Here is a 13,383-nt window from a genome sequence, read left to right as displayed (position 1 = left end):
ACTCCGGCCGCCGCGTTATCGTCGTCGGGTGTCCAGCCAGAAGCCCCGCGTCCGCCGCGTCCCCGTGGCGATGCCCGAGGGAGCCGCCTCCGAGCAGCCCTGGTACCGCTCGCTGCACTTCTCCGGCTTCAGCCTGCTGATGCTCGCGATCATCGTGCTCTTCGTGGTGGTCCTGGCGCCGTCGCTCCGGACCCTGGTGCAGCAGCAGGAGCAGATCACCAGCATGCAGCGTCAGGTGGCCGCGCAGAAGGCCGACGTCGCGCAGAAGAAGCACGACCTGGCGCGCTGGGACGACCCCGCGTACATCGAGGCGCAGGCTCGCGACCGTCTGCTCTACGTGTACCCGGGCGAGGAGAGCTACCTCGTGATGGGCGCGGAGAAGGGCACCACGGCGACGCCGAAGCCGACCACCGAGTCGGGCACCCCGGTCAGCTCGACCGTGCAGACCCCGAAGGTCGACTGGGTGCAGTCCATGCTGTCGTCGGTCCTGCAGGCCGGACTGTCGGACGAGACCCGCAGCGAACTCGAGCGCAGCGGCAGCACGGACAGCGGCTCGTCATCGAAGTAGGGCCGTCGCCGGGATTCCGGTAGGCTCACGTCCCCGTGACGACCCCTCCGTTCGACCCGCCGACCGCCCACGACGTCCGGGTGGTGTCCGCCCAGCTCGGACGTCCCGCTCGCGACGTCATCGGCATCGCGGCACGCTGCGTCTGCGGCAACCCGACGGTCGTGTCCACCAAGCCGCGGCTGGGCAACGGCACCCCGTTCCCGACGTTGTACTACCTGTGCCACCCCGCCGCCACCGCGGCCGTGAGCACCCTCGAGGCGAACCAGGTCATGCCCGAACTGGCCGCACTCCTCGAGGACCCCGACACCGCTGAGCAGTACCGCCGAGCGCACCAGGCGTACCTCGACGACCGCGAGTCGATCGAGCACGTCGAGGAGATAGTGGGCATCAGCGCGGGCGGCATGCCCACCCGCGTCAAGTGCCTGCACGCACTCGTCGGTCACGCCCTCGCCGCCGGCCCCGGCGTCAACCCCATCGGCGACCTCGCGCTCGAGCGCGCGGACTGGTCGCCCTCCCGGTGTGCATGCCGGGCATATGATGAGGATGCAGACGCCGGAGTCGGGGCGGGTGGCGGCGAGAACTGACCAGCCTCCCAGCAGCTCACCCCACCCCAAGGAGAACACGAACCGTGCCCAAGATCCTCGTCGTCGGCGGCGGTTACGCCGGCTTCTACACCGCATGGAAGCTCGAGAAGCACCTTCGCAAGGGCGAAGCCGACGTCGTCATGGTGGACCCGCTGCCGTACATGACGTACCAGCCGTTCCTGCCCGAGGTCGCCGCCGGCTCGATCGAGCCGCGGCACGCCGTGGTCTCGCACCGCCGCCACCTCAAGTCGACGCGCGTCGTCACCGCGAAGGTCACCGCGGTCGACCACGCGAACAAGAGCGCGACGATCACCCCTGAGCTCGGCGAGCCCTGGGAAGAGTCGTACGACCAGATCGTCATGACGGCCGGTGCCGTGTCCCGCACGTTCCCGATCCCGGGCGTCGCGGACGAGGCCATCGGTCTGAAGACCATCGAAGAGGCCGCCGCGATCCGCGACAAGATCCTCACCAACTTCGCGAAGGCCGCGAACCTCCCGGCCGGCCCCGAGCGTCAGCGCCTGCTCACGGTCGTCGTCGTCGGCGGTGGCTTCGCCGGCATCGAGGTCTTCGCCGAACTCCGCTCGTTCGTGTCGGACCTGCTCAGCAGCTACCCGCAGATCGCCTTCGAGGACACGCACTTCCACCTCGTCGAGGCGATGGGCCGCATCATGCCCGAGGTCTCGCTCGAGACCTCGCACTGGGTCCTCAAGAACCTCGCCGAGCGCGGTGCCACGGTGCACCTCGAGACGCAGCTCGCCTCCGCCGTCGGTGGCGTCTGCCAGCTCAAGGCGAAGGACGAGTCGATCGAGGTCATCGAGTCCGACCTGATCATCTGGACCGCCGGCGTCATGGCGAACCCGATGGTCAAGGGCACCGACTTCCCGCTCGAGCCCCGCGGCCGCATCACCGTGCAGCCCGACCTCCGCATCGTCGACGAGGACACCGTCATCGCCGACGCGTGGGCCTGCGGTGACGTCGCAGCCGTCCCGGACCTCACCGGTGGTGGCGTCGGTGGCATGTGCGTCCCGAACGCCCAGCACGCGGTCCGTCAGGCGAAGCAGCTCGCCAAGAACCTCGTCGCGACCATCCGCGGCGAAGCAACGGTCGACTACAAGCACGAGAACCTCGGCGCCGTCGCGGGCCTCGGTCTCGGCATCGGTGTCTTCCAGTCCGGCAAGTTCGCCATGAAGGGCTTCCTGGCCTGGGGCGCGCACCGCGGCTACCACGGTCTGGCGATGCCGTCGTGGGAGCGCAAGATCCGCGTCGTCGGTGACTGGGTGGGCAACTTCTTCCTGGGCCGCGACATCGCGTCCCTCGACGACCGCGAGACCCCGCGCGCCGCGTTCGAGGCCTGGGCCTCCCGTCCGAAGCCGGCCGTCGAGGCCGCTCCGGAAGCGGAGTCCCCGGCCGCCGGCCAGCCCGCAGGCGCAGCAGGTCCCGCCTACGCGACGCCCGCCGAGGACGTCTCGAAGGAAGCCGAGCCCGTCGGCGCCGGCGAGTCGGCGAAGACCGAGTAAGCAGGCCGAGCGAACAGCTCGAGCACGTCCGTGAGAGGGCGGTCACCCGACGGGTGGCCGCCCTCTTCCGCGTCGGTAGGCTGATCGGGCCCGACCCGCAGCGGTCGTGCGCCCCCGTGGCCCAATCGGTAGAGGCACGCGACTTAAAATCGCCGAGTTGTGGGTTCGAGTCCCACCGGGGGTACGAGAACCGGACGGGCACCCGACTCAACATCGCTGAGTTGTGGGTTCGAGTCCCACCGGGGGTACGAGAACCGGACGGGTACCCGACTCAACATCGCTGAGTCGTGGGTTCGAGTCCCACCGGGGGTACGAACCAGCCGGGGCGCCGGACTCGTTACGCTGACCCTGTGGTCGGGATCGGGAGTGCGCTGACGAACCTCCGGGACGCGCTCCGACGCCCCGAGGCCCACGTCGAGGTCATCGACGGCGAGACGGTCCCGATCGGCATGCTCCTCGGCACGCTGGGCACCCTGCTCCTCGACGCCGGCAGCTCCGTCACCGACGTCCGTTCCGCGCTCGAGAAGACCCGCGACGCCGCCGGGCTCGGCGACGGTCTCGCGATCGGCGTGCTGCCGGCACTGGTCATCGTCAGCGAGACCGCCACGGGCGCCGCCACCATCGTGAACGCCGAGGGCATCGAGCTGTCGTTCCGGCAGTCGGCCCGGGCGAACCGCCTGGTGCTCGGCCTCGAACGCGGTGCGATCGCCCTGGCCGAGATCCCGGCCCGGGTCCGCAGCATCCGGCAGGGCACCCGTCCGCCGGCGCCGTTGCCGTGGGTGCTCGGCAACGCGCTGACGTCGGCGGGCCTCGCCGTGGTGTTCCGCTGCCCGTGGTGGGCGGTGCTGGTCGCGCTCGCGGTGGGCGCCCTCGTCGGTGTGATCGGGCTGCTGTTGCGTCGCTTCCGTGAGGCGATCGCCGTCGTCCCGTTCCTCGCCGCGTTCTGTGCGACCGCGGTCGTCGGGCTGGTGGCGGCGAGCACCGGGTTCGACCACGTCCCCCTCTACGCCGTGTGTGCTCCGGTCGCGGTCTTCGTGCCGGGAGCGCTCATCACGAACGCCCTGCTCGAACTCACCGCGGCGGACATCGTCACCGGTTCGGCCCGGCTCATGCAGGGCCTCATCATGCTCGGCTTCATGGCGGCGGGCATCGCGGCCGGCAGTGCCGTGACCGGGCTGCACGTCGACCCGACCTCGGCGGCACTCGTCGGCGAGGTCGCCGGCATCGGGACGGACCGCGCCGGGTGGGAGGCCGTGCCACCCCTCTGGGCATCGTGGGTCGCCGTGGTGGTCCTGGCCACCGGCATCAGCCTGGTCTTCGGTTCGGGGTGGCGGCTCACCGCGGCCTCGGTCGTCGTCATGGTCACCGCGTACGCGGTCGTCTCCTGGCTGACCCCGTTCAGCGGCAGCGTCGTCGCGACCGGGCTGGCCGCCGCACTGCTCTTCGTCGCGACCCGTGTGCTGGAACGGATCGTGCCGGTCATCCCGGCGACGGTGTCGTTCCGCCCGGCGTTCCTGCTGCTCGTCCCCGGCACGGTCGGGTTGGTCGCGGTGGCGACCTTCGATGCGGGAGCGCTGGCGACGCCGCTGGCGACGTTCGTCAGCCTCTGCGTCGGTACGAAGATCGGTGGGCTCCTGCCCGGCCTCTTCGCCCGCTCCGCCCCCACCCACTGAGCACGGTCTCGCCGTCGCCGCCGACGGGCGGGAGGCGCGTGGCGGGCGTGCGTGCAGCCTCCCGGTCGTCGGGACGGTCGGGCTGGTGACGGGCATCCGGTCGGTTCCGTCCGGAGCCGGCCGTTCGTCCGGCCGGTCCGTCAGCCCTTCGTCCCGGGGCTCAGGACGGGAGGGCGGCCCCGTCCGAGCGACGCCACGCCCAGGCGGCCGCGGCCACCACGAGGAGCACGCCGACGCCCGTGATCATCGCCGCAGTCGGCACGTGTGTCCCGGCCGGCCCGGAGTAGACGGCCGCCGCGAACCCGACGCCGACCGCCGCGAGGGCCGCGTACCGGGGACGTGAGACCGCGGCGAGTGCGGCGCCCGCCGATCCGCGCAGGGGGAGCAGCGTGACGACCAGGGACCCGAGCCCGCCGACGCAGAGGGTGCTCGCGAACTCGGAGACCAGCGACCCGGTGAACCCGGCGGCGGGGGCGACGCTGTGCAGGACCCAGCCGGCGGCGGCGAGGACGAGCAGGGTGACCGAACGCCAGGTCGCACTCCGGGCGCAGGCGGCGACACCACGACCGAGGTGCATCGCAGCCGTGTCGGCGTCGGTCCGGCCGACCGGTACGAGCAGGACCCCGATGACGAGGGCGGGGGAGAGGTCCGCGGCACGGGTCAGGCCGCTCGCCAGCACCGCGGCGAGGAGCAGACCGGGCGAGAGCCGGTACGTGACGGTGTGTCGGTCGTCACCGGCGGCCCAGCGGGTGGCGAGCACCACACCGATGCTGAGCACCGTGACGCCGGCCACGACCCCGAACGCCAGGCGGACGTAGCGGGCCTCGAGCGCGATGCCGGTGCCGAGCAGCGCGAGCAGACCGGCGACGGCGATCCCGAGTGTGACGGTGACCCAGCCCGCCACCGCGTCGTCGCCACGACGGCGTTCGGACCGGGTGCGGTTGCGGCCGGTGAACCGGGAGGCACGCACCGGGCCGCGACGGAGGGCACCGGCGAGGACCCGCACCGGACCGGCGACGAGCAGGAGGAACGTGGCCGCGACACCCACGGCGACCGCGAGGGTGCGCCACGAGAACGTGGTCTGGATGGTGGGGACGGCGTGGTCGTAGGCGGTCGCGACGGTCCAGTCGCCGGCCGGTCCGCTCCAGTCGGGTCCGCCGGTGCCGCCACCGGGGAGCGCGCCCCCGGCGGTCCCGGTGCCGGGTCCACCCGCGCCACTGCCGTCCGCGCCGCCGGAGCTGGTGCGGTCCGGTCCGGTGCCGTCCGTCCCGGTGCCGTTCGTGCCGTTCGATCCCGACCCGGCGGACCCGTGTCCGGTGCCCGTGTGGTCGCCGCCCGGGGCCCCGGTTCCGGTGCCGCCGCCCGCCGTGGGGGCGACGCCAGGGGTGCTGGCCGTGCCGCTCACGGTCACGCGGAACGCGACGGCGGCCGCCGGGGACGAGGTGTTGCCCGCTTCGTCCTGGTCGACCGCACGGACCCGGTGCGATCCGGGGCGCAGCGCGTCGGCGGCCCGGCAGGACCACGAGCCGTCCGCGGCGACGGACGAGCGGCAGACGGCGGTCGAGTCGATGTAGGCGGTGACGAGGGTGCCCGGCTCGGCGGTCCCGGCGATCCGCACCGGCTGGGCGCCGAGGGCTGTCGATCCGACCGGAGCGGTGATGCGCGGTGCTGCCGGCGCCGTCCGGTCGACGACGAGGGTCCGTGCGGCCGAGGCGGCGCTCCGGAGGTCCGACCGGTAGCCCGTCGCGGTGCTCGCCGTCTGGGTGGCGCTGACGCTGACCGTCCCGTCGGCCGGTGCGCCGGGCCCGGTGCCCCAGCGGGCGGCCCAGGTGCCACCGGAGCCGACGACGGCGGTGGCCACGGCGGCGGACCCGGAACGGCTGACGGTCACGGTCGCGCCCGGGTGACCCGTCCCGGTGACGGTGCCGGTGCTCGGTCGCCGGGCATCGATCGTCGGCGGGACGATGACGTCGGTCGGCGCGGCGTCCGCACTCGGCAGCGCGGAGGTCGTCGTGTCGAGGACGGTGAACACCTGCGCCGGCCCGGAGTGGACGGTGCCGACGCAGGACCACGCGCCGGAGCCGTCGGTGGTGGCTCGGCACACCGACGCCGAGGGGACCGCCGGGTCGGCCACCCGGACCTGGTGGCCCGGGGACGCGCGTCCGGAGAAGCGCGCGAGGAGGGTCGTGATGTCACCGGGGTCGACGATCGTCGGTGCGACGGCCGCCCCACCCGAGGGTGGCGGCGAGGTCGGTGTCGGTGACGGGCTCGTCGCGTCCCCCGGTCCGGGCGCGGGAGCCGGCACCGGGTTCGAGTACGTCGGGGGCTGCGTCGGCGACGGCGGTGTCGGGACGCCGGCGCCCGGGAGCGTCGACGTCGCCGCGAGGGCGGGGGCGGACGCGAGGGGCAGGAGCACCAGCCCGAGGGCGGTGACGAGCAGGTGCGCTGTCGCCCGTCGGGGTCGCCGTCGGTGGACGTCGCTGCCGACGTCCCGGTGCTGCACGTTGTCCCCGGCCGTGTCCATCCTGTCCATCCCACGTGATCCGGGCCGTCGGGTCAACACCCCGCGCGGAGGAAGTCGGTGCTTCCGCGCCTCCGGCGGCCCGTCCGCCCCCGCATGCGCGCTCCGCCGGGCGCGGTCCGCGAGCCCGGTGTGCGTCACTCGGGAATCGGCCGTGAACATCGGCGTGCGGCGGGGCTGCCCGGAGGTGCTCGGTAAGATCGATCCGGACCGCTGAGGTCTGATCAGCGGGCTGCGGAGGTCCGCACGCAACTGCGGCCCGACGCGCAAAGGAGTACGCCCGAATGGACACCGGACTCGTCACGACGCTCATCGTGATCGGCGTTGTGGTCGTCGTCCTCGTGATGATCGGGATCTGGTTCTGGTCGAGCCAGAAGTCCCTCACCGCGTTGCAGAGCCGAGTCGACACCGCCTGGGCCGAGATCGCCGCGCAGCTGCACGAGCGCGCCGAGCTCATCCCGACCATCGTCGACACCGTGCAGGGTCACGCCGCGCACGAGAAGTCCGTGTTGACAGCCGTCACCGATGCCCGAGCCGAGACCCTGTCCGCGCAGGACGCGGTCGCCGCCTCCGCTGCCGAGGGGCACATGCAGAAGGCGCTGAAGAGCGTGTTCCGCGTGGCCGAGGGCTACCCGCAGCTGCAGTCCAGTCAGTCGTTCCTCGAGCTGCAGTCGCGGCTCGTCTCGACGGAGGACAAGATCCAGTCCGCCCGTCGGCACTACAACGGTGGCGTGCGCGAACTCAACACCAAGGTGCGGTCGTTCCCGGCCTCGACCATCGCGAAGCGTCGCGGTGTCGGTCCGGCCCCGTTCTTCGAGACCGCCGAACCCGCGGCGATCGCCGAGCCTCCGCGAGTCCAGTTCTAGCCACGCGGATCCCGCCCGTCAGGTCCGGGGGGCGACCCCGAGTGCCGCAGCGAGTGTGCGCGCCGCCGTCCCACGGTCGGTGACCTCCACCCCGTCGAGCCCCTGCCATGCGGCGGTCCGGCGGAGCAGCGCGGCGAGCCGATCGACGTCGATCACCGCGCCCGGTTCGTGCCAGGCCGTCCGCACGTGCAGCACCCCGCGCTGTCGGTCGCTCTTCAGGTCGATCCGCCCGACGAGTGCGTCGTCCTGCAGCACCGGCAGCACGTAGTACCCGAACACCCGCTTCGGGGCGGGCGTGTAGATCTCGATCCGGTAGTGGAAGCCGAACAGCCGCTCGGCCCGTGGCCGGAACCAGACCACGGGGTCGAAGGGGCTGAGCACGGCGTCGGCCTCGACCCGTCGGGGGACACGGGCGTCGACGTGCATCCACGCCCGGTCGCGCCAGCCCTCCACCGTGACCGGCACCAGTTCGCCGGCGTCCTGCAGGTCCGCGATCGCGGCAGCGGTGTCGTCGGCGCGCAGTCGGTGGTGGTCGGCCAGGTCGGCTCGGGTACCGACGCCGACGGCCCGGGCCGAGCGACGGACCAGCTCCCGCACGGCATCGGCACGGCCCGGTGCGGTGGCGAAGTACCCCGCCGGCAGCACCTGGTCGGGCAGCGCGTAGACGCGCTCGAACCCGGTCCGTCCCGCGCTGACCACGTCGCCCCAGCGGAACAGCTGCTCGAGGCCGTGCTTGACGTCGCTCCACCCCCACCACGGACCGCGTCGCACGTTGGACTCGTGTTCGACGGCACTCGCCGGCATCGGGCCCTCGGTGGCGAGCAGGGCCAGGAGTTCGTCCCGGACCCGGGCAGTCCGTTCGACGCCGGCGACGCGCAACGGGTTCGTGGTGTCGCGCTGCCGGTACGCATCCATCCGCCACCGGAACAGCCGCAGGTCCTCGCGTGGGACGAACGCCGCCTCGTGCGCCCAGTACTCGATCCACGGGCTCCGCTGCGTCAGCGTCTGGCGGTCGAGGGCGGCCTTGTCGTACGCACCCAGTCGGGCGAACAGGGGCAGGTAGTGGCTGCGCTCGAACACGTTCACGGAGTCGATCTGCAGCACCCCGAGGCGGGCGAGCGCGGCCGACACCGAGCGGGTCGGGACGGGGGCGTCCTGTGGTGTCCGACCGAACCCCTGCGCGGCCAGGGCGACGCGGCGGGCCTCGGCGGCGGAGAGCGTGGTCCTGACCATGACGGGAACGCTACCGAGCCCCGCCGACGCCCGGACCAGGCCGCCGTGGCGCGATCGACGCGTCAGCACATGCCTGACCCGGCACCTGCCCGGTTCGGCGTGGATACAGTGGCGGAATGGCATGGGGAAAGAAGACTCATCCCGACCCCGTGGTCGAGGACTCGGTACCGATCGGCATGCGCATCGCGGGAGCGTTCTCGTGGCGCGTGCTCGTCATCGCGGGGGTCATCGCCCTCTTCATCTGGCTGATGACGATCTTCAGCGAGATCCTCATCCCCTTCCTCATCGGCATCGTGATCTCGGCGCTGCTCGTCCCGCTCTCGAACCGGCTGCAGCGCTGGCACGTCCCGAAGTGGCTCGCGGTCATCCTCAGCCTGCTCGGCGGGCTCGCCGCGGTGGCCGCTCTGGTCTGGCTCGTGATCGACCAGATCGTCGCGTCGTACCCGTCCCTCCGGGACCGCACGGTGTCCCAGTACGGCAACGTGCGGTCGTTCGTGCTCAACTCCGGATTCGGGATCTCACAGAAAGACGTCAACACCTGGCTCGATGAGGCCACGAAATGGGTGCAGGACCACTCGGGCACGATCCTGTCCGGGGTCGCCAGCGCCGGCTCGAGCGCCACGCACGTGTTCGAAGCGCTCTTCATCATCCTCTTCACCACGATCTTCCTGCTCATCGACGGCAAGAACGTCTGGCGCTGGACCGTCCGGCTGTTCCCCCGGAAGGCACGCGCGACCGTCGACGGTGCGGGCGTCGCCGGGTGGATCACGCTGACCAGCTTCATCCGCGTGCAGATCTTCGTCGCGTTCGTCGACGCGGTCGGCATCGGCCTGGGTGCGTTCATCGTCGGCCTGTTCTTCGGCGGCATGCCGCTCGTCATCCCGATCGCCGCGATCGTCTTCCTCGGCGCGTTCATCCCGGTCGTCGGTGCGATCGTCACCGGCTTCCTCGCCGTCTTCGTCGCCCTCATCTTCAACGGCCCGCTCGCCGCCGTCCTGGTGCTCGGCATCGTGCTGCTCGTCCAGCAGATCGAGGGCCACATCCTGCAGCCGCTCGTGATGGGCAACGCCGTCAAGGTGCACCCGCTGGCCGTCGTGCTCGGCGTGACCGCGGCCTCCGGGCTCGCGGGCATCGCCGGTGCGTTCTTCGCCGTCCCGCTCATCGCCACCCTGAACGCGATGGTCACCACGATCGCGAGCGGCCGGTGGCGCGGGCTCGACTCCGACCACGTCCTCGAAGCCACCCCGAAGCGCGGTCAGCACGGACGCATCCAGCTCCGGCGACGGCGACACCAGGTCGGCGACGACGTCCCGGCGCCGGGCAGTGACGCCGAGCCGGCCGCCGAACCGGGCACCGCCAGCACCAACTGAGCGTCACGTGGCAGCCGCAGACCCCGGAACCGACGATGATGGGATCGTGACCGACACGACTGCACCTTCGATCCCGACGCTCGCCGACATCGAGGCCGCGCGCGAGACGATCGCCGGCGTCGCGCGGGTCACCCCGATGGAGACGTCGAAGTTCCTGGAGGGCCTGCTCGGTTCCCCGGTGCACCTGAAGTGCGAGAACCTGCAGCGCACCGGCGCGTACAAGGTCCGTGGCGCCTACAACCGGCTGTCGACCCTGTCGGCTGCCGAACGGGAGGCCGGGGTCGTCGCCGCCAGCGCCGGCAACCACGCGCAGGGGGTCGCCTTCGCCGCGCGCGAGCTCGGCATCCCCGCCACCATCTTCACCCCGGTGGGGGTCGCCCTGCCGAAGCTGCAGGCGACCCGACGCTACGGTGCCGACGTCGTGCTCCGCGGTCACTCCGTCGAGGAAGCGCTGTCCGCCGCGAAGGAGTTCGCGGCCCGCACCGGAGCGGTCTTCATCCCGCCGTTCGACCACCCGGCCGTCATCGCCGGGCAGGGCACGCTCGGGTTCGAGATCCTCGACCAGGTCCCCGACGTCGACACCGTCGTGGTCCCGATCGGCGGTGGCGGGGTCATCTCCGGCATCGCGATCGCCGTCAAGGGCCTCGCCGAGCGCCTGGGCCGGGAGATCCGGGTCATCGGGGTGCAGGCCGAGAACGCCGCCGCCTACCCGTCGTCCATCGTCGCGGGGGAGCCGCTGACGATCACGACCTCGCCGACGATCTCCGACGGCATCGCGGTCGCTCGTCCCGGCGACATGAACTTCCCGATCATCCGGGACCTCGTCGACGAGATCGTCACCGTGTCGGACGACGACACCGCCCGGGCTCTGCTCGTGCTCCTCGAGCGCGCCAAGCTCGTGGTCGAGGCGGCCGGGGCGGTCGGGGTCGCCGCGATCATGTCCGGTGCCGTGCACGACACCGGACGGACCGTGGTGCTGCTCAGCGGCGGCAACATCGACCCGCTCATGATGGAGCGGATCATCACCCGCGGGCTCGTCGCCGCCTCGCGGTACATCGGCATCCGGATCATGCTGCCGGACCGTCCCGGCCAGCTGGCCCGGGTGTCCCAGATCATCTCGGACGCCGGCGCCAACGTCGTCGAGGTCCTGCACACGCGGCACGGGCAGGGGCTCGTCATCAACGAGGTCGCGCTCGACCTGTCGATCGAGGCCCGTGGCCCCGGCCACGCCGACGAGGTGATGGCGCGTCTGCAGGAGGCGGGCTTCCGCCCGGAGCAGCTCACCAACTGACGACGACGGACCTCCGGCCGCGTCAGCGCGGCGCACGGATCCGGTCGGCGGGCGTCAGCGCCCCGTGAGGAGCGCCCCGGACGACCGCTGACGGGTCGAGGCTCGTCCGCATGACCCTGACCGCGATCCTCCCGTCGCTCCGCGCCTCGATCCCCGACCCGCTCGACCCGTCGGCCTGGCCGGTACACACCGAGACCACGACCGACGACGTGCGCGTCAGCGCCGTGTCGATGTCCCGGCTCGCCGACGTCGCCGGCACCCCGTGCGTGCACACGGCGGAGGAGGCCCCGCCCCGCTACCGCTCCCGGGACTGGACTCCGCGGGGGATGAGCGTCGCGGTCGCGGCGGTCACCGGGGTGTGGCGGACGCACGACGGCCTCGTGCTCGAACTCGACGCGGTGCTGCCGGCGTGCGCGGTGCTCGACGAGGCACGCCTGATCGGACGGCGGACCACGGCGCCCCGGGCGACGGCGGTCGTCGGTGGTGCCCGGGCGGACGGCGGGACCGCGGTGCTCGTCGTGCCGGCCGACGTCGCGGTCGGGGACCTGGTGTGTCTGCCGTGCCGACGGGCACTGACGCGCCGGGAGGTCGCAGCGGCGGTGCCGTCGGCCGTCCCGCCGACCGTGGCGTCGGCCGAACTCCCCGCTGCAGCCGCAGCCGGGGTGTCGCGATGACCGCCGTCGACGGTGTGCGGACCCGGATCGTCGACGGGCCGCACCGCTGGGGGCGACTCGACGTCCGTCCGGTCGGCCGCACGATGTGGGAGACCCGGACGCTCGTCGTCTACCCGCCCGGCACCGACCGACACGAGCGGTCGCTGCTGCGGGTCGCCCACGCGTGGCCGCTGGCGGGCCTCGTGGTGGCGGGAGCGGTGACGGTCGCCTGGACCGCCGCTCCCGTGCTCGGCGCCGCCGTCGGGTTCGCCCTCTACGCGCTGGGGTTCCTCGTGCTGCGGTCGGCGACACGGCGGCTGCGACCGCTGGTCCGGTCACTCACCGTGACGACGTTCCACGGCAGCGGACGACCCGAGGTCCACGGACAGGTCCACCTGTTCGCGGTGTCCCTCGACGCACTGTCGGCGTTCGAGGACGCGATGCGTGCGGGCAGGGTGGACGCGGTCGCGTTCGAGGCCGCCTGGGGTCACGTCTGGAACGCCCTGCCCGCACGATGAGCCGGTGGCTCGGCCGTCCTACGGCTCGTAGCGCTCGACGTTCGTCACCTGGACGGCGATCTCCTTGCCGTTCGGCGCCGTGTAGGTCGTCGAGTCCCCGGCACGGAGCCCGACGATCGCGGCGCCCACGGGGCTGACCGGGCTGTACACGGTGAGGTCCGAGCCCTCGGCGACGATCTCGCGGTTGCCGACGAGGAACGTCGACGGGTCCCCGGCGATGGTGGCGGTGACGACCGTGCCGGGCTCGACGGTGCCGTCGAACTGCGCTTCCGTCACGGTGGCGTGCTTCAGGAGCTCGGTGAGGGCGCGGATGCGGGCCTCGATCTTGCCCTGCTCGTCCTTGGCCGCGTGGTACCCGCCGTTCTCCTTGAGGTCGCCCTCTTCACGGGCGGCCTCGATGCGGCTCGCGATCTCGATGCGGGCCGGGCCGGTGAGCTGCTCGAGCTCGGCGGTGAGACGGTCGAACGCCTCCTGGGTCAGCCAGGTGCCCTGCGTGTCGTTGCTCATGTCGTTTCCCTTCGGCCGTGGCGGTCGGGACCGGTCACAGCGTGTGGCGCAAAAGAATCGAGACCGGCCGGCGGCCGGTCTC

General features: G+C 72.5%; 12 protein-coding genes and 1 tRNA gene. 10 read left to right on the top strand and 3 right to left on the bottom strand.

All coding sequences use genetic code 11. The features are described 5' to 3' along the window. Positions 1-28 precede the first annotated feature (28 nt). The 5 genes from E9228_RS06335 (at position 29) to E9228_RS06315 (ending at position 4,342) form a co-directional block, all read left to right on the top strand. The gene (locus tag E9228_RS06335; RefSeq protein ID WP_166779729.1) at positions 29-568 is read left to right on the top strand and encodes a septum formation initiator family protein; all 540 of its coding nucleotides are present in this window, start codon (positions 29-31) and stop codon (positions 566-568) included. 35 nt (positions 569-603) lie between these two features. Beyond that, positions 604-1,152, top strand: coding sequence for a DUF501 domain-containing protein (locus E9228_RS06330; RefSeq protein ID WP_166779728.1), 549 nt, complete (start codon positions 604-606; stop codon positions 1,150-1,152). A 44-nt stretch (positions 1,153-1,196) separates the two neighbouring features. Continuing rightward, a complete protein-coding gene (locus tag E9228_RS06325) occupies positions 1,197-2,669 on the top strand; it encodes an FAD-dependent oxidoreductase (protein ID WP_166779727.1) in 1,473 nt (490 codons plus the stop codon). 110 nt (positions 2,670-2,779) lie between these two features. Next, positions 2,780-2,853, top strand: a tRNA-Leu gene (locus tag E9228_RS06320). A 166-nt stretch (positions 2,854-3,019) separates the two neighbouring features. Beyond that, positions 3,020-4,342 (top strand): threonine/serine exporter family protein, encoded by a 1,323-nt coding sequence (locus E9228_RS06315; protein ID WP_341849800.1) that lies wholly within the window; start codon positions 3,020-3,022, stop codon positions 4,340-4,342. A 160-nt stretch (positions 4,343-4,502) separates the two neighbouring features. Here E9228_RS06315 and E9228_RS06310 read toward each other — a convergent pair whose 3' ends face one another. Further along, complete coding sequence (locus tag E9228_RS06310) at positions 4,503-6,875, bottom strand: Ig-like domain-containing protein (RefSeq protein WP_166779726.1); 2,373 nt, start codon at positions 6,873-6,875, stop codon at positions 4,503-4,505. 272 nt (positions 6,876-7,147) lie between these two features. Here E9228_RS06310 and E9228_RS06305 point away from each other — a divergent pair, with 272 nt between their 5' ends. After that, positions 7,148-7,729, top strand: a complete 582-nt coding sequence (locus tag E9228_RS06305; RefSeq protein ID WP_166779725.1) for a LemA family protein — start codon at positions 7,148-7,150, stop codon at positions 7,727-7,729. 18 nt (positions 7,730-7,747) lie between these two features. Here E9228_RS06305 and E9228_RS06300 read toward each other — a convergent pair whose 3' ends face one another. After that, positions 7,748-8,962 (bottom strand): winged helix-turn-helix domain-containing protein, encoded by a 1,215-nt coding sequence (locus E9228_RS06300; protein WP_166779724.1) that lies wholly within the window; start codon positions 8,960-8,962, stop codon positions 7,748-7,750. A gap of 116 nt (positions 8,963-9,078) precedes the next feature. Between E9228_RS06300 and E9228_RS06295 the strand changes: the two genes are divergently transcribed. From E9228_RS06295 to E9228_RS06280, 4 genes are all read left to right on the top strand, one after another. Further along, positions 9,079-10,332: an AI-2E family transporter gene (locus E9228_RS06295; RefSeq protein ID WP_208385610.1), complete on the top strand. Its 1,254-nt coding sequence runs from the start codon at positions 9,079-9,081 to the stop codon at positions 10,330-10,332. Positions 10,333-10,378: 46 nt separating this feature from the next. Further along, on the top strand, positions 10,379-11,623 hold the full coding sequence (gene ilvA / locus E9228_RS06290; protein ID WP_166779723.1) for a threonine ammonia-lyase: 1,245 nt from the start codon (positions 10,379-10,381) through the stop codon (positions 11,621-11,623). A gap of 110 nt (positions 11,624-11,733) precedes the next feature. Then, entirely contained in the window at positions 11,734-12,297 is a 564-nt protein-coding gene (locus E9228_RS06285) for a hypothetical protein (RefSeq protein ID WP_166779722.1), read from the top strand. Continuing rightward, positions 12,294-12,794, top strand: coding sequence for a SoxR reducing system RseC family protein (locus E9228_RS06280; protein WP_166779721.1), 501 nt, complete (start codon positions 12,294-12,296; stop codon positions 12,792-12,794). Before E9228_RS06285 ends, E9228_RS06280 begins: the two co-directional genes overlap by 4 nt. Positions 12,795-12,812: 18 nt before the next feature. Here the strand turns inward: E9228_RS06280 and greA are convergent, their stop codons facing one another. Continuing rightward, a complete protein-coding gene (gene greA, locus E9228_RS06275; RefSeq protein WP_166779720.1) occupies positions 12,813-13,301 on the bottom strand; it encodes a transcription elongation factor GreA in 489 nt (162 codons plus the stop codon). Between the last annotated feature and the right edge of the window lie 82 nt (positions 13,302-13,383).

This window comes from Curtobacterium salicis (genome assembly GCF_011759505.1).
GTDB classification, from domain to species: Bacteria; Actinomycetota; Actinomycetes; order Actinomycetales; family Microbacteriaceae; genus Curtobacterium; species Curtobacterium salicis.
The sequence above is the reverse complement of the archived record's forward strand: the minus strand, read 5'-3'. Positions and strand labels throughout refer to the sequence as shown.